Genomic DNA, 16,722 nt, shown 5'->3' with positions numbered 1-16,722 from the left:
TCTTTATAGATAAACTGCTTCCAAACTTAACTTTTGTGAACCTACTACGTTTCTATAAATCAAAACGTTTCACAGGTAAGTCACTATCAGACTATATAGTGTAAATATTATAATAGCGTTAGAAAGTTCATGATTGTTTGCACTAGAAGATTGTGATGTTCTATGATTTTAAAAAAAATTTGAATTATAGAAACTTGTAGGTATTTAGAGTTTAATGAGTTTGGAAGTGCTATGTCTATAGATAACTACGTCCAAGTTTATTAAATTTTAGCTACTTACAAGGGAATATGGATGAAAAATTTTTAGAAGGTGGAACATCAGAACATCATATGCTGTAAACAATTGTGAACCTTCTATCCTAACTATAAGATTCGTACTACATAGTCTGATAGTGACTTGCCTTATAAAATATTTTTTATTTATATGACCGAAGTAAGTTCATATACCTTTAGATTGGTCGTAGTTTATCTATCATATAAGAAATTTTTTCATATTTCGGTTATAATCTATATAGGTTTAGAGATTAAAAAACTTAAACTTTAATATAAAAAGGATGTGATATATATGCAATTTGAAAGTGAATTAGAAAAATATACAACAATGGGACTTACTGGTGGCTTTGAGATAAAAGGTGAAGAGAAGAAACATTGGCTGGGAGATTACAGGGAGAGAATAGTATTTGCGCTTTTGGAAGAACAAGTGATGAAAAAAGAAGCATTGACCATATTAAAAGAAAAAGTTACAGATAAAAGAATAGATAAGTTAGTTATAAGAAATGATATACCGGAAATGATTAGAGATAAGATGATGGACATAGCCAAAATGGCTGACATTACATATAAGGAAATTGAAAAGGATGATACTGCAGGACCTATAGCTTTAACCCTGGCAAGCAAAGAAGCTGTAGAAGTGGATAATGTAATAATGGATAACATGCCTAACTTACCGGAAAAGTTTAAGAGAAGTAAAAATAAATACTTGTGTGAAGAACATATGGAAGAATTAAAAAAAGAAGCTCCTTATTTTGTTAATGAATTTAAAGAAGTAAATTTTTTTGATAAATTAACTGGTGAAAAATGTGGAGTATGTGAATTAAAAAATAATGGAATTATGATGTAAGTAATAAGAAAAAATGTATAAAAAAAACCTCTCTGGTCAATAATCTTTAATAGTAGGGAAGAGAGTGGAGTGCAAATATGTTTTCGTCCCCCTTTAACATGTTTGTTAGCTGCACTTTCCTTCCTTATAAAAAAACATATGATCGTAGATGAATTATAGCAGGTGGTTAAGAAAACAGCTGCATTTTTTTATGAAAGACTTTGTTTAAAAGATTTAAATTAGAGATAAATATCAGAGGAGGTTTTTAGGATGAGGGGTATAAAAAGTATTGGAATCATATTAATAATTATTTTAGGAATTGGGTTTGTATCTAGTGCACAAAATATTGGAATGGATGATATAATGGATTCATTCGATGGAGACTTTAAAGAGATGAATATTAATGGACATATCTACATGGAAGGTTCCATAGATGAAGAAAAGGCTATGGTCATGTTAAAAGACATTAGTGAAAAACTAAATATGGAACAAGTTCAGATAGAAAATAATTCAGATGAGAATATTGTACAGATAAATGGTTTTTATGACCGAGTGGATTATGACATGTCTTTAATAATACAAAGTAACAAGGGAGAAGACATAAAAGAAACAAACATAGTAATAGACTATACTTCTGTGAAAAAGGAATCCATAGAGGCAGTTAAAAAGAAAATTAGTGAAGGTTTGAAGGAATATGGTGAAATAAATTACTATACTTCTTTTATAGGAACTTATAATAAAGAAATGACTAAAGAGGAAAAAAAGGAAGTAGTGAAGAATTTAATAGATACATATAAAATAAAGGTAGAAGAAGAATATGAAGACAAAAATATAGTTAGTATAACAGGATATACTAAGAATTTCAAAAAATGGATACAATATGGTGGAAAAAAGGTAAATATAAATATTGCCATGAGATATAATAATTATGACGAAAAAACTTATGTAATAATAGGATATCCATTGATTACCATAGGATACTAAAAGAGCGGTTGTTCGTTAATGGTGAACCCTTATTCGTTAAAAGTAAAAACGATTAAAGACTAACCATTAACGTTTAACGATAAAGGAGGACATATATGTGGGAAAGTTTCTAGTAAAAAGAACAGATGAATTAAAAGGTAGAGTTAAAATTAGTGGAGCTAAGAATTCAGTACTCCCCATATTGGCAGCTAGTATATTATCTAATGATGAATGTATACTTGAAGAAATTCCAAATTTAAAAGATGTAGTGGTTATGCAGGAATTACTAAAGGCTTTAGGTGCTAGTGTATCTTACGAAGAAAAAACAGAAATAATAAAAATTAATGGGAAAAATATAAACACTTGTGAGGCTCCCTATGATTTAATTAGAAAAATGAGAGCTTCATTTTTGGTTATGGGTCCCCTTTTGGCTAAGTGTGGCAAAGCTAAAATATCACTGCCTGGAGGTTGTGCCATTGGATCTAGACCTATAGATCTTCATTTAAAGGGATTTGAAGCTTTGGGTGCCAATATAAAAGTAGATCATGGATACATAGAAGCTAGTGCTGAAAAATTAATTGGAACTACCATATATTTAGATTTCCCTAGTGTGGGAGCTACAGAAAATATAATGATGGCTGCTACATTGGCTGAGGGAACTACCATAATAGAAAATGTGGCAGAAGAACCTGAAATTGTAGATTTAGCCAATTTCTTAAATAGCCTAGGAGCAAATATAAGGGGAGCAGGAACAGATACTATAAAAATTCAAGGCGTTACAGAGTTAGGTCATTGCAATCATACTATTATTCCAGATAGAATAGAAGCAGGAACTTTCATGACTGCTACTGCCATTTGTGGTGGAGATGTGGAAATATGCAATGTAGTTCCAGGTCATTTAAAACCCATGACAGCAAAGCTGAGGGAATGTGGAATTGTAATAGAAGAAAATGGAGATTCCATAAGAGTTATATCAAATAGAGAAATAATTCCAACGGACATTAAAACCTTACCATATCCAGGGTTTCCTACGGATATGCAATCTCAATTCATGTCCATATTAACTATGGCAAGTGGAACTAGTGTAGTGATAGAAACTGTATTTGAAAATAGATTTATGCATGTGGGAGAACTGAAGAGAATGGGGGCCAATATAAAAATAGAAGGAAGAAGTGCTGTCGTTGAAGGTGTAAAAAAATTAGATGGAGCACAAGTTAAGGCAACTGATTTAAGAGCTGGAGCCGCATTAATATTAGCAGGAATGGTGGCAGATGGAGAAACTATTATAGATGATATTTACCATGTGGATCGTGGATATGTGAAAATTGAAGAAAAACTGAGAAGTCTAGGTGCAAATATTGAAAGAATTGAATAAGAATAATAGGATTTCCTGGGAAATATATAATATAATGTCGTAATACAAGATGATTGATGTAGATTAATCATCTTTTTTGTTTGTCATAAAAGTCCCCTTTCGTGAATAAGGATTATAAGATAAGTTGTTAAGGTTTAATGGTTAATCGTTCATAGTAAAAACGAATAACAAATAACTAATAACGACTAACAAACAACCTATACAAAAGGGAGGTACTTATGAAAAAAATTATTGGACTAACCATATGGATTTTTGTTGTAATAATCATAATTCCAGCTATACTAATAAGGAGTTGTGATATAGGCGAAAAGAGCATAAAAAAGGAAAAGATTATTAAAGAAGACATAAAATATGTATATGTATATAGGACTAAAAAGGATAAGGTGCAGAAAGTAGAAATAGAAGAATACCTAAAGGGCGTAGTATCGTCAGAAATGCCAGCTAGCTTTGAAATGGAAGCATTAAAGGCGCAAGCCATTGCTGCTAGAAGCTATGCAGTGTCCCGTGTAAAAGCTTACAGGGGAAAGGGGAACCCAGGACATAAGGATAGTGAACTTTGTGATGATGTGCACTGTCAAGTGTATAGGGATGAATCTGACCTTAGAGATGTAAAACCAAAACATTGGATGAGGGATTACTATCCTAAAATAGAAGACGCAGTAGAAAGTACAAAGGGACTCATAATGACTTATGAAGGAAAACCCATATCTCAACCCCTATTCCATTCCACTAGCGGTGGTAAAACGGAAAACTCAGAAGATGTATTTACTAGTGCAGTTCCTTATTTAAGAAGTGTAGAAAGCCCTTATGAAAAGGAAGCACCACACTATACTGATGAGTATGTTCTTAGGCCTAGTGAGTTTGTAGCTAAGATGAAAAAGAAATATAAGGATATAAGCATTAGTGAGAAAAATATTAAATCCCAGATAAAAATTGTGGAAAGAAGTGAAGGTGGAAGAATATTAAAAATAAAAATAGGAAACAAAATTATAAGAGGTAGAGATGTGAGAAGTGCCCTAGGTTTAAGATCTGCCAATTTTAGTATAAGATACGGTGGAGGAGACATAATATTTAATACGGTAGGTTATGGTCATGGAGTTGGCATGAGCCAATGGGGAGCCAACGGTATGGCTAAGGAAGGCTATAAGTATGATGATATATTAAAGCATTATTATATAGGTGTAGAGATTATGAAAATGAAATAGATATGAAAAAAATCGCATCTCCATGTATGAATTTGCCCACTCTGGCAAAACTACATAATGGAGGTGTTTTTATGAAAAACAAAAACAGTATTCATAAATTATTAGAGAAGAAATCCTTCTACATTGTCTTATTTTTAGGCGTTTTCATATTGGCCACAAGTGCCGTATGGGTTAATAAAAATAAGGTTGAAGATGACAAAATAGGAGAGGATTACTTTAATAATGAAAATGTGGCAGAAAATGTAGAAGATATAGATGAACCTATAATCTTTATAGAAGACGAAATGGAAGATTTAAAGGCAGAGATGAACGATCAACGTCAAGTTGCCAAAAAAGTTGAAAAAAGCAAGGATCCAACAAAAACATTAGTATCTAGAAAAACTACAAATACTAAAGTAGATGAAGAAGTTCCAGTATTAAAGATTGATGAAGAAGAAGCAGTTCCTTCATCTAGTCTGGCTAATATGAATATGATAAAGCCATTAGATGGAACAATAGGCATGAATTATGCAGAAGATACACTTACATATTCTAAGACATTGGACCAATATACTACCCATAAGGGCATTGACATAGAAGCAGAATTAAATACTCCTGTAGTTTCAGTCCTTGATGGTGAAGTAATAGAAGTAATAACAGATTCAAGGCTGGGAATTACTATAGCTATATCCCATGCAAACGGATTAATTACTAAATACGCTAATTTAAGCACTACAGAAATGGTAAGTGTGGGAGACATAGTAGAACAAGGTCAAACCATAAGTGGTGTAGGAAAAACTGCTTTGTTTGAAATAAGTGAGAAGCCACATTTACACTTTGAAGTACTATTAGATGGAAAAAATGTAGATCCAGAAAAGTTTATGAAATAAATAATAAAAAACAGGGTGTTTACCCTGTTTTTCTCATCCCTTAATAAATATGTGTACAATGTTATGAGATTAGGGTTAAGGGTTTGGTGATAAAATCTCTTAACTCTAAACCCTTAACTCTAAACCGACAGTTCTATTGTTTATAAAGTCTCCGTAGGGTTTATTCATATATTATGAGCTTCTGTATTTCATTCGAGTCGCTTTGCCACCTCTAATATGTCTTTCGGCTTTATTTTTATCAAGTATTATCTTAACTTGATTTGCAACACGAGGGTTTATCTTAGGAAGACGTTCTGTAACATCCTTATGAACTGTACTTTTACTTACACCAAATACTCTTGCAGTTTGCCTAACCGTTGCTTTTTCATTTATAATATATTTAGCTATTTCTATTGCTCTCTCTTCTATATAATCTTTCACTTGAAATTACCCCCCTTTTGATACATCCCTTGATAAATCATATGCAGAACCATAGGGGAGTAGAACTGGAAAATGAAAGTTCAGTTAAGGGTTTGAAGGTTTGGGGTTGAGCCGTTTTATATTTTAATTCTAAGCTCTTAACTATAATTTTAATCTCTAAACTTATATGAATAAAAAATACTATTGGCGAAATTTGGAAAAATATAAAAGAAAAGTTTACAAAATAGTAAAAATACTAAATTTAATAAAGGATTTATACAGGTTATATAGAAATATAGAATGATGGAAAAAAACTATGTTGTAAAGATTTGTCGAAAAGTAGAAAATCATGGGATTTTATAGTTATATATGATTATAATGAAAGGAGACTATTATGTTTGGATTAGGTATGGAAGTTGGTATAGATTTAGGAACGGCTAGTGTATTAGTTTTTATAAAAGGAAAAGGAATTGTTCTACAAGAACCATCCGTAGTAGCTATAGACAAAAATACAAATCAATTATTAGCAGTTGGCGAAGAAGCTAGAAGGATGTTAGGTAGAACTCCTGGAAATATTGTGGCCATAAGACCACTTAGAGATGGTGTTATATCAGACTATGAAGTAACGGAAAGAATGCTTAGATACTTTATTCAAAAGACTTGTGGCAAGAGAAGATTTTTCAAGCCTAAGATAATAGTATGTGTTCCTAGTGGTGTAACAGAAGTAGAAAAAAGAGCTGCCATTGAGGCTACTGAAGAAGCCGGTGGAGGAAGAGCTCATATAATCGAAGAACCAATTGCAGCTGCCATTGGTGCTGGAATTGACATAACAAGACCAGATGGAAATATGATAGTAGATATTGGTGGAGGTACGGCAGATATTGCAGTTATTTCACTGGGGGGAGTAGTTGCTAGCAAATCCATAAAAGTAGCTGGAGATACCTTTGATGAGAATATAGTTAAATATATGAGAAAAAAGCATAACCTACTAATCGGAGAAAGAACAGCAGAAGCATTGAAGAAAGAAATAGGTTGTGCATATCCTAAAAAACAAGTGACAAAAATGGAATGTAGAGGTCGTGACCTTATTTCTGGTCTTCCAAAGACTATAACTACTAACTCGGAAGAAATGTTAGAAGCCCTAGAAGAACCAGTAATTTTAATAGCAGAAGCAGTTCACGCTGTACTAGAAAGAACTCCACCAGAACTAGCAGCTGATATTAGTGATAGGGGAATAGTAATGACGGGTGGAGGTTCATTATTAGAAGGTCTAAATAAACTTATAGAAGAAAGAACTGGAATACCAACCTATATAGCTGAAGACACCGTGTCCTGTGTAGCTAAAGGTACAGGTATAGCATTAGAATCTTTCAATGTAATAGAAAAGAGTATGATGAGCTCAAAGAGCTTCAGAAAAAAATAGATAGATAAGCGAGGATAGTTGTTTAGCAACTATCCTTTTATTTATGGTTAAAGGTTAATCGTTTGTGGTTCGTCGTTTAACGACTAAAGAGCAACAAAAAACGAATAACTACCAATGGTTAATAAATAACTTTTTTATCATTTCTTCTAAAGTTTTTTTGTTTTTTGTCGATATAATGGGAAAGGAAAGAGATAGGTTAATGGTTAGTCGTTGACAACAAAAGACGACTAACGACCAACGACCAACGACTAACGATTAACTACGGAGGTTAAATATGTTAAGAGGACTATATGCAGCTACAACGGGAATGAGTATTAATACAAAGAAATTAGATGTAATAACTAATAATATAGCTAATATGAACACTGCAGGTTATAAAAGGGATTTAGTAATAACAGAGAGTTTCCCAGAAGTGTTAATAAGTAAGCAGGTTGATCCGCGAGAAGGATTTGAGGAACCAAGTAAGGGTATAGAAGTAACAAAGGTTGGAAGTGGATATGAATTAAAGACTGATAGTGGATATTTTAGAACAAAATATGATAACATGAATAGTCATGAAAGAACTTTAAAGGTAGCTGTAAATAAAGATGGATATTTAAGTACTTTTGATATGAACTCAAGTGGAAATATAAATACTAATGGAGGCAATTTGGTAATAGGGAATAAAGGACCTATATTTGTAGGACAAGCGCCCTTTGAAATAAACGAAAACGGACAAGTATTAGTAGATGGAAACCCAGTAGATAATTTGGTTATGCCTACACCTCCAGGGGTCATAGGAACATTAAACTCAGGAGTAAAGATAAATAAAATAGCAACTAATTTTTTACAAGGGAATATGCAAAATACAGAAAGTGATTTGGATATGGCCATAGATGGAGATGGATTTTTTCAAATACAAACTCCAGATGGTATAAGATATACGAGGGATGGAAGTTTTAAATTAAATGAAAACAAAGAATTGGTGACTCAAGATGGATATCCTGTATTAGGCGAATATGGAATAATTGAAATAGATGCTGAAAAGATAGGTGTAAATGAAAGAGGAGAAATACTTTTAGACAATGAGTATTGGGACACTTTAAAGGTTGTTGACCTTGAAAATAAAAAAGACCTAAGAAAATTAGGAAACAATACATATAAGATGGAAGAAGGAATAGAACCTATAGAAAAGGACTTCAATGGAAAAGTACTACAAGGATTCCTAGAAGGATCCAATGTAAATTCTATTAAGGAAATGTCTAAGATGATTAGTTTATACAGAAATTATGAAACTAACCAAAAAATAGTAAAGGCTTATGATGAGACCTTGGGTAAAACGGTAAATGAAATAGGGAAAGTATAGAAGGAGGAATTTATCATGCGTTCACTTTGGACAGCAGCATCGGGAATGAAAGCACAACAACTTAACATAGATACTATTTCTAATAACTTGGCAAACGTAGGAACTACAGGATATAAGAAACAGAGAACTGAATTTAAGGATTTATTTTACGAAAAACTATCTAAGTCTAATGCAGATGAAAGTGGAGGAAAACCAGTTAATCTAGAAGTTGGCCATGGAGTAATGCCCATAGCTACGGTAAGAAGCTTTGCTAAAGGAAATTTAGAGCAGTCAAATAATGAACTGGATATAGCCATAGACGGAGATGGTTTTTTTGAAGTAAGGGATGCTAATGATAATTTATTCTATACAAGAGATGGTAGTTTTAAAATAAGTGTAACAGATGGGGAAGCAAGACTTGTTACTTCAGATGGCTATTTTGTACAAAGCGATGGTGGAGATATAGAACTAGGAGAAGATTTTGAAAGTATTAATGTATCAGGATCAGGAACAATAACTGTTAAACTAAAAGGTGAAGAAGAGGCTGAAGAATTAGGCCTATTAAAGATAGTTACCTTTGCCAATAGACAGGGACTTGAGGCTAAAGGTGGAAACCTATACAAACAAAGCGCCGTATCAGGAGAACCTGTAGAAGCTGATGAAGGTCAAGGTGGAAATATAAAGCAAGGATTCATAGAAACATCTAATGTTCAAATCGTAGAAGAAATGGTAAAAATGATAATGGCCCAACGTGCCTACGAAATAAACTCAAAATCCATCCAAACAGCAGACCAAATGTTAGAACAAGCAAATAATTTAAGAAGATAAATTAGTTTCATGATTAATCAAACGGAGGTAACCTCATGAAAATAGAAACAAACCCACAACTCCAACAAATCAGCACTAATCAAAAAAACAAAGACCTAAAAGAAGCTTGTAATCAATTTGAAGAGTATTTTGTAAATTTAATGCTTAAGAATATGAAAAGTACTATAGGCGATTCAGATTTAACAGAAAAAAGTAATGGTAGGCAAATATTTGAAGAAATGCTAGATGAAAAGATTGCATCTAATATGGCAAGAGGCAGAGGTCTAGGTCTGGCTAACGAGATGTATAAACAATTAACTAAAAACGAAAGAATCAATAACGTATAGTTATTGATTCTTATTTTTTAGAAAGATAGTTAGAAAAATGTGGAAAAGACTGTAATATCATGTCGAACGGTTGAATAAATTATCTTAGTAAGGTAGAATTAAAATGTTAGAGAGAATATGATAAACATGAAAGTACATAATAATATCTACATTCTTTTATACGATTTTAAAGTTAATCCGTTAATAATCAATGTTATCAATCATTTGACGTTATTGGTAGGTTGTTAACTAAAAATAAATAAGGATTAATCAACAACGAAAAGGGAGATGAACAATATGTTAAACAATATAGAAATACAAAAGATAATTCCACACAGATATCCATTTTTATTAGTAGATAAGATAACTGAAATGGAAGTGGGAAAAAGAGCAGTAGGAATTAAAAACGTAACAATAAACGAGCCTTTCTTCCAAGGTCACTTTCCTGGAAATCCTATTATGCCAGGAGTACTTATTGTAGAAGCATTGGCACAAGTAGGTGCTGTATCTGTACTTAGCATGGAAGAAAACAAGGGGAAATTAGCCATGTTTACTGGAATTGAAGGGGCTAAATTTAGAAGGCAAGTTGTACCAGGAGATACGTTAAGACTAGAAGTGGAAATGGTTAGTATGAGAAGAGGAATGGGAAAAGGTGAAGCTGTAGCTTATGTGGGAGATGAAGTTGCTTGTAAGGCTACTATTAAATTTGCAGTGGTAGATAATAAATAGATAATTAGTTAAGGGAGAAGAGTTAAATAAAAGTCCAAACTCTAACCCCCTTAACTTTTAATTAAACTCATAGAAATTCACTAGGGGGATAAATTATGGAACACATATCAAGTAATGATAGATTTGTAAAACCTAAAAGATTATATTATGTACTCTTAAGTGTTGTTTTTTTTACGCCTTTTTTTAGAGGTCTGTTTTTTCAAAAGGAATTACTTCCAGTACAATTAATAATAGGTTTGTTAGGAATGGTATTTTTACTTTCAAATGGGAAAGAGACAGTTAAATTTTCTATAGTAGAATTAGGTTTATCCTGTGTGGTTATATCCTATATAATAGCTACTCTTTTTAGTGTTAATCTGAATCTATCTATACAAGAAACTTTAAAATACATTACATATTTATTAGTTTTAATAATGGCTAAAAATCATATTAATACGTATAAAAGAGTTAAAGATTTAATAAGATTTTTAGTTGGATCAGGAGTTGTTGTTGCAATTATAGGTATTGGAGCTATGTTTTCTCTATGGAGCTATCAGGGTGCTTATGAAGGGAAAATGTTAAGTTCTACTTTCCAATATCATAATGCTTTTGGTATATATACCCTAGCAATTCTTTTTCTATCTTACGGGGGCATTAGTGTATCTTACAAAATAGAAAAATATGCTTTTCAAATAAGTAGCTTCCTATTATTTTTAGGGTTAATTCTATCCTACTCTAGGGGTGCATGGGTATTTTTACCTTTATGTGGATTTATCTATTACATATTAATAGGTAAGGATGCTAAAATAAACTTTATTAGTGCCTTTCTAGGAAATGCTATTGGAACTGTAATCATATTGAAAAAAGTAACTCAATTTGCTGAAGAAGGTAATGCAATGGGAATGCTTTGGGTTGTAGTAGGTGCTGTTGTATCCTTTGGTGTTTATATAGGAATATATAAGATTCTCAGAAAATTAAATTTAAATAAAAAAATATATAACTATGTAATCCCTGGTTTAGGATTAATAAGTCCAATAGTCCTTTTAAGTAGCAAGAGTTTATTAGCTAAGATTTTACCAAAAACCTTGGCAAATAGAATTATGACCATAAGTTTTACTACTAATACGGTTACAGAAAGAACTGTTTTTTATGAAGATGCATTTAAAATAATAAAGGAGTATCCTATAGTTGGTACAGGTGGCGGCGGTTGGAGTACATTGTATCATTCTTATAAGACCTATGCTTATACTTCTACACAAGTGCATAACTACTATATGCAATTATGGGTTGAAATAGGAACTTTAGGAATAGTATTATTTGCATTAACTTTGATGGGATTTTTATATATGTCCTATAAAATATATAGAAAATCAAATGAGGGAGATAGGATAATTTTATCATCTTTATTTATAGCTATAGTATGTATATTAGGTCATAGTTTTATTGATTTTGACATGTCATTATCTGCAATACCAATAATTATGTGGCTATTAATTGGAAGTTTAATATCCTTTTATAAAAAAGACATTAACACATCTGCAAAAGGAATATACCTTGGATTTACTGCAGTATTCATAATAGTAAGTGGGATGAATTATATATCCTATAATGCCACAAAAAATGCAGCAACATATGTTGGAAGTGGAAAAATAGAAAAAGCTATCAGGAGCTTTGATATGGCTTGTACATCAAGTCCTTTTGATGGAAACAAGAAAGTAGATTATGCTAATTTATTAAATATAGTAGGAAAGAATAAAAAAGACAAAAGTATGATAGGTGAATCTATTAAAATCATGGAAAAGGGACTTAGCTTATCTAAACATGATAATGGGGCTTTACTTAAAGGAGCTAAATTCTATTTTAAAAATGGTGAGATGGAAAAAGGAATAGAGTTAATAAGAGAATTAGTAGAAACTCATCCATTAGATAATAGGGCTTATGAAGATAAGGCAAGGGGCCTATTATTAGCTAGTGAAATATATGAAAAAAATGGAGAAGTAGATAAGGCAAGAGATATACTAAAAGAAGTTGCTCAAATAGAAGAAGTCATAAATAAGAAGAATGAAGACATTAAAAATAATGTAGTTATGACAAATAAAGTAAAGTTTATAGAAATAACTGATAAAACAAAAGTTGCCATAGAGGAAGCTAAAAATAAATTAGATTAATATATGGAGGAAAGCGTTGAATATATTATATGTATCCCAGTTTTTTTATCCAGAAATAACAGCAGGAGCCTTCAGGGTATATGAAACTTGCAAACTTTGGAGTGAAAATAATAATGTAACTGTGGTTACTACATATCCAAATTATCCTAAAGGGAAAATATATAAAGGTTATAAAAATCATTTATTTTCTAAGGAAGAGGTAGATGGAGTAAATGTATATAGGATAAAAAGTATCATACGTGCCAATACCAATAAGATAAATCGAATAATATTATATCTTAGCTTTTTGATATCAGCCTTTTTAAATACTTTTATTGGGAATATACAAATGAAAGACTATGATGTGGTGGTTGGTACATCAGGCCCCGTATTTGCACCGCTGTTTGCATATTATATGGCCAAAAAGAATAAAATTCCTTTTGTCTTGGAATTAAGGGATATAACGTTTATTCAAATGTTAGGCACATTTTCGAGCAAAAATTCCATGTATTTTAAAATGATTAAAGCCTTAGAAATGTATTTATGCAAAAGGGCAGACCATATTGTGGTCACAACAAAAAGTTTCAAAGAGATTCTCATTGAAGAAGGTATGGATGAAAATGAGATAGATGTGGTTGAGAACGGAATATTAATAAACAATATAAATCATGAGGAAAGAAGTAAAGATAATATATTGAAATTTTGCTATGCTGGAACGGTGGGCATTTCCCAAGATATAAAGGGTATGATAGATTTTTTTGAAGAAATGAAAATAGAAAATAAAGAAGTGTATATTATCGGACATGGAGCTGAATGGGAATCTATAGAAAATTATATTAAAGATAAGGAAATATCGTATATAAAGCTGTTAGGGTCCATGGATAAAAGTAAGGTTGAGGAGTATTATCAAATATGTGATATGGGGATAGTTAAGTTAAAAGATAGTAATGAATTTGCTAACTTTATACCTTCTAAACTCTTTCATATAATGGCTAATAAAAGACCAGTATTATATTTAGGGCCAAAGGGTGAAGTAACAGATATGATACAGAATAATGATTTAGGATTGCATTTTAAAAACGGCTTAGAGTTAGAAAAATATATAAAAAAATTCGAAAGTATAGAGGAATTGAAAAACAGTCTAGAACAAATGGGAAATAATGCACGTGAGTACACAATTGAAAATTATGATAGGGAAGAATTAACGGCCCAATACATGAACACCCTAAAAAAAGTTGTAACAAGAAAGGCAGAAGATAAAGGTGAATATTCTAAAGCAAGCATATGATGATTTAAAAAAGTATAGAGAGTTTATGATGTATAGTATTAAATCGGAATTAAAAGTTAATCTAACAGAAACTTATTTAGGATATATATGGTGGTTGTTAGATCCACTCATGTATATGTTAGTGTATATATTAGTAGTTTCTGTGATATTTGGTAGAGGTGACAAAAATTTTCCTGTGTTCGTATTCTGTGCACTTTTATCATGGAAGTGGACATCTACTACGATAACCACATCCACATCCAGTATAAAGTCTAGGTCAGGGTTATTACATCAGATATATATACCTAAATTCCTATTACCTCTTATTAAAAACATTACAAATTCAGTATATTATATATTTGGTCTATCTATGTTATTGGTTCTCATAGGAATATACAAAATTCCATTTACATTGCATATATTTGAATTTGTACCCATATTTTTTGTGCAGTTCATGTTTTTATATGGATTAGGAACTATACTAGCCCATCTTGGAGTGTATTTTAGAGATATTAATAATATATTGACCTTTAGTTTACGATTATGGTTTTACTTATCTCCTTCTTTATACACTTTAGATAGAATACCAGAAAAAATAAGGTTTTTGTGGTGGTTTAATCCTATGACTACTTTTTATACTAGCTATAGAAATATATTTATGCATGGTATTAGCCCCTTATATAAGGAATTAGGTATTTGGTTATGTGTAAGTATTATTCTAATGGCCACAGGACTTAAGTTCTTGTATAAATTTGACAAAAACTATACGAAGGTGATTTAATATGACTAATATTGCAATAAAAGCAACAAATCTTAATTTAAAATATAAATTCATAAGAAATATGAATATGAAACATGAAATTGTTAGAACTATTTTTGGAAAACAGCAAGAATCTAGAAAAAAAGAAGTATGGGCAATAAAGGATCTGTCATTTTCAATAGAAGGTGGACAAACAGTAGGAATCATTGGTTCTAATGGTTCAGGAAAAACTACTTTACTAAAAACCATAGCAGGAATATTTAAACCTGATTCTGGAACCATAGAAACAAGTACTAATTCAATATCCCTATTAACTTTAGGGGCAGGTTTTCAAGCCGAATTATCAGGTCATGAAAATATATATATTAATGGCCTTTTATTAGGTCTATCTAAAAAGGACATAGATGAAAGAATAGATAGTATAATAGAATTTTCTGAGCTAGGTGATTTTATCTATAATCCTCTGAAGACCTATTCCTCTGGTATGAAAAGTAGATTAGCTTTCTCAATTGCATCACAAGTAGAGCCAGATGTACTGCTTATAGATGAAGTATTAGGTGTTGGAGATCAAGCCTTCAAAGAGAAGAGTTATAACAGAATGAAAGAACTTATAAACGGAGATAGAACTGTTATATTAGTATCCCACAGTCTAGGAGTAGTGGAGAATATGTGTGATAAAGTACTATGGATAGAAAAAGGGAAATTTGTTCAATATGGAGACACAAAGGAAGTTGTACCTAAATATAGAGAATATATGAAGAAAAAATAAGGATGATATATATGAAGAAAAAAGTATGTATGTTTGTTTGGAATCATTTTACTAATGATGCAAGAGTATTAAGGGAGTGTACAGCATTAGCAGAAGATGGATACAAGGTAAAGCTTGTAGCGATACATGATCATAAGGATAAGAATTTACCTTATGAAGAGATGATAAATGATTTTAAAGTTGTAAGAGTAAAGAGATACAATGACACTCACTTAAAATTAAGTAAAATTTTAAAAAATGTAAAAAAATATTTAAAGAATAATAAACTATTGGCTATTTTTATGTTACCAGTTTTAATATGTATGTTGCCAATATATATGGTATTCAAAATTTTAAAGAAAATAGGTTTATTAAAAGCTATGAATAGATTTTGCATATTTGCGAGGATGGTAAAAGAAGGTTTAGATGATAAGTATGATATATATCATAGTAATGATTTGAACACACTTCCACAAGGATATATATGTTCAAAAATATTTAGAAATTCAAAACTAATATATGATTCCCATGAAGTCCAAACAAGTAGGACTGGATATGTGGGAAAACAGTATTATTATCTAGAAAAATATTTGGTGAAAAAAATAGATGCTATGATTATGACTACAGATACGAGAGCTCAATATACAGCTGAGCTATACAATATTAATAAACCATCTGTTGTACATAATTATCCTTTTTATGTGGATATAGATGAATTAGAAAAGATAGATTTATATGAAATAGCCAATATACCTAGAGAAGAACCTATTTTATTATACCAAGGTGGAATTCAAGAAGGAAGAGGCCTTGAGAAAATAGTAGAGGCCATTCCTCATATTAATAAAGGTATAGTTGTATTTATTGGAGACGGTAAATTAAAGCCTACAATAAAGAAAATGGTTAAGGATTATGGAGTTGAGGAAAGGGTAAGATTTGTAGAGAAGGTACCTGTAAATGATTTGTTGAAATATACTAGAAATGCTTATTTAGGGTTTCAAGTTTTACAAAACACATGTTATAATCATTATTCTACTATATCAAACAAATTGTTAGAGTATGTAATGTGTGAAGTACCAGTTATAGCAAGTGATTTTCCAGAAATAAAGAAAATAGTAGAAAACAATGAATTAGGTATATGCATAGATTCTAGTGATACAAATGAGATTGCCAAAGCTGTAAATATGTTATTCGATATCAAATTAAATAATATGCTTAAAAATAATTGTAAGTATTCTAAATATAAATATAATTGGAATGAAGAAAAAAGTGATTTTCTACAAATATATAATAAGTTATAGAGAGG

General features: G+C 31.1%; 16 protein-coding genes. 15 read left to right on the top strand and 1 reads right to left on the bottom strand.

The genetic code is table 11. From position 1 onward, the window contains the following. Window positions 1-564: 564 nt before the first annotated feature. The 5 genes from CCE28_RS15955 (at window position 565) to CCE28_RS15935 (ending at window position 5,510) form a co-directional block, all read left to right on the top strand. Window positions 565-1,119: a DUF1694 domain-containing protein gene (locus CCE28_RS15955; protein WP_095134731.1), complete on the top strand. Its 555-nt coding sequence runs from the start codon at window positions 565-567 to the stop codon at window positions 1,117-1,119. A gap of 249 nt (window positions 1,120-1,368) precedes the next feature. After that, window positions 1,369-2,082 (top strand): YwmB family TATA-box binding protein, encoded by a 714-nt coding sequence (locus CCE28_RS15950; protein ID WP_095134730.1) that lies wholly within the window; start codon window positions 1,369-1,371, stop codon window positions 2,080-2,082. A gap of 97 nt (window positions 2,083-2,179) precedes the next feature. Further along, complete coding sequence (murA, locus tag CCE28_RS15945) at window positions 2,180-3,436, top strand: UDP-N-acetylglucosamine 1-carboxyvinyltransferase (protein ID WP_207652913.1); 1,257 nt, start codon at window positions 2,180-2,182, stop codon at window positions 3,434-3,436. Between the two features lie 218 nt (window positions 3,437-3,654). After that, entirely contained in the window at window positions 3,655-4,641 is a 987-nt protein-coding gene (gene spoIID / locus CCE28_RS15940) for a stage II sporulation protein D (RefSeq protein WP_095134728.1), read from the top strand. Between the two features lie 71 nt (window positions 4,642-4,712). Next, entirely contained in the window at window positions 4,713-5,510 is a 798-nt protein-coding gene (locus CCE28_RS15935) for a M23 family metallopeptidase (protein WP_176461874.1), read from the top strand. 171 nt (window positions 5,511-5,681) lie between these two features. Here CCE28_RS15935 and spoIIID read toward each other — a convergent pair whose 3' ends face one another. Beyond that, window positions 5,682-5,930, bottom strand: a complete 249-nt coding sequence (spoIIID, locus tag CCE28_RS15930) for a sporulation transcriptional regulator SpoIIID (protein ID WP_095134726.1) — start codon at window positions 5,928-5,930, stop codon at window positions 5,682-5,684. A 373-nt stretch (window positions 5,931-6,303) separates the two neighbouring features. Between spoIIID and mreB the strand changes: the two genes are divergently transcribed. The 10 genes from mreB to CCE28_RS15880 all read left to right on the top strand — a co-directional run bounded on the left by mreB (window position 6,304) and on the right by CCE28_RS15880 (window position 16,717). Continuing rightward, the gene (mreB, locus tag CCE28_RS15925; RefSeq protein ID WP_095134725.1) at window positions 6,304-7,332 is read left to right on the top strand and encodes a rod shape-determining protein; all 1,029 of its coding nucleotides are present in this window, start codon (window positions 6,304-6,306) and stop codon (window positions 7,330-7,332) included. 274 nt (window positions 7,333-7,606) lie between these two features. Continuing rightward, on the top strand, window positions 7,607-8,677 hold the full coding sequence (locus CCE28_RS15920) for a flagellar hook-basal body complex protein (protein WP_095134724.1): 1,071 nt from the start codon (window positions 7,607-7,609) through the stop codon (window positions 8,675-8,677). Window positions 8,678-8,692: 15 nt separating this feature from the next. Further along, a complete protein-coding gene (gene flgG / locus CCE28_RS15915; protein WP_207652912.1) occupies window positions 8,693-9,484 on the top strand; it encodes a flagellar basal-body rod protein FlgG in 792 nt (263 codons plus the stop codon). A 35-nt stretch (window positions 9,485-9,519) separates the two neighbouring features. Continuing rightward, window positions 9,520-9,810, top strand: a complete 291-nt coding sequence (locus tag CCE28_RS15910; protein ID WP_095134722.1) for a rod-binding protein — start codon at window positions 9,520-9,522, stop codon at window positions 9,808-9,810. Window positions 9,811-10,086: 276 nt separating this feature from the next. Next, the gene (gene fabZ, locus CCE28_RS15905) at window positions 10,087-10,518 is read left to right on the top strand and encodes a 3-hydroxyacyl-ACP dehydratase FabZ (RefSeq protein ID WP_095134721.1); all 432 of its coding nucleotides are present in this window, start codon (window positions 10,087-10,089) and stop codon (window positions 10,516-10,518) included. Between the two features lie 95 nt (window positions 10,519-10,613). Next, a complete protein-coding gene (locus CCE28_RS15900) occupies window positions 10,614-12,665 on the top strand; it encodes an O-antigen ligase family protein (RefSeq protein WP_095134720.1) in 2,052 nt (683 codons plus the stop codon). A 16-nt stretch (window positions 12,666-12,681) separates the two neighbouring features. Continuing rightward, window positions 12,682-13,932: a glycosyltransferase family 4 protein gene (locus CCE28_RS15895; protein ID WP_095134719.1), complete on the top strand. Its 1,251-nt coding sequence runs from the start codon at window positions 12,682-12,684 to the stop codon at window positions 13,930-13,932. Next, entirely contained in the window at window positions 13,907-14,692 is a 786-nt protein-coding gene (locus CCE28_RS15890) for an ABC transporter permease (RefSeq protein WP_095134718.1), read from the top strand. The genes CCE28_RS15895 and CCE28_RS15890 overlap by 26 nt, the downstream gene beginning before the upstream one ends. A gap of 1 nt (window position 14,693) precedes the next feature. Then, window positions 14,694-15,440: an ABC transporter ATP-binding protein gene (locus tag CCE28_RS15885; protein ID WP_095134717.1), complete on the top strand. Its 747-nt coding sequence runs from the start codon at window positions 14,694-14,696 to the stop codon at window positions 15,438-15,440. An 11-nt stretch (window positions 15,441-15,451) separates the two neighbouring features. Further along, window positions 15,452-16,717 (top strand): glycosyltransferase, encoded by a 1,266-nt coding sequence (locus CCE28_RS15880; protein WP_095134716.1) that lies wholly within the window; start codon window positions 15,452-15,454, stop codon window positions 16,715-16,717. Window positions 16,718-16,722: the final 5 nt, after the last annotated feature.

Source organism: Anaeromicrobium sediminis, assembly GCF_002270055.1.
Taxonomy (GTDB): Bacteria; Bacillota; Clostridia; order Peptostreptococcales; family Thermotaleaceae; genus Anaeromicrobium; species Anaeromicrobium sediminis.
This window is presented reverse-complemented; position numbering and strand designations above follow the sequence as displayed.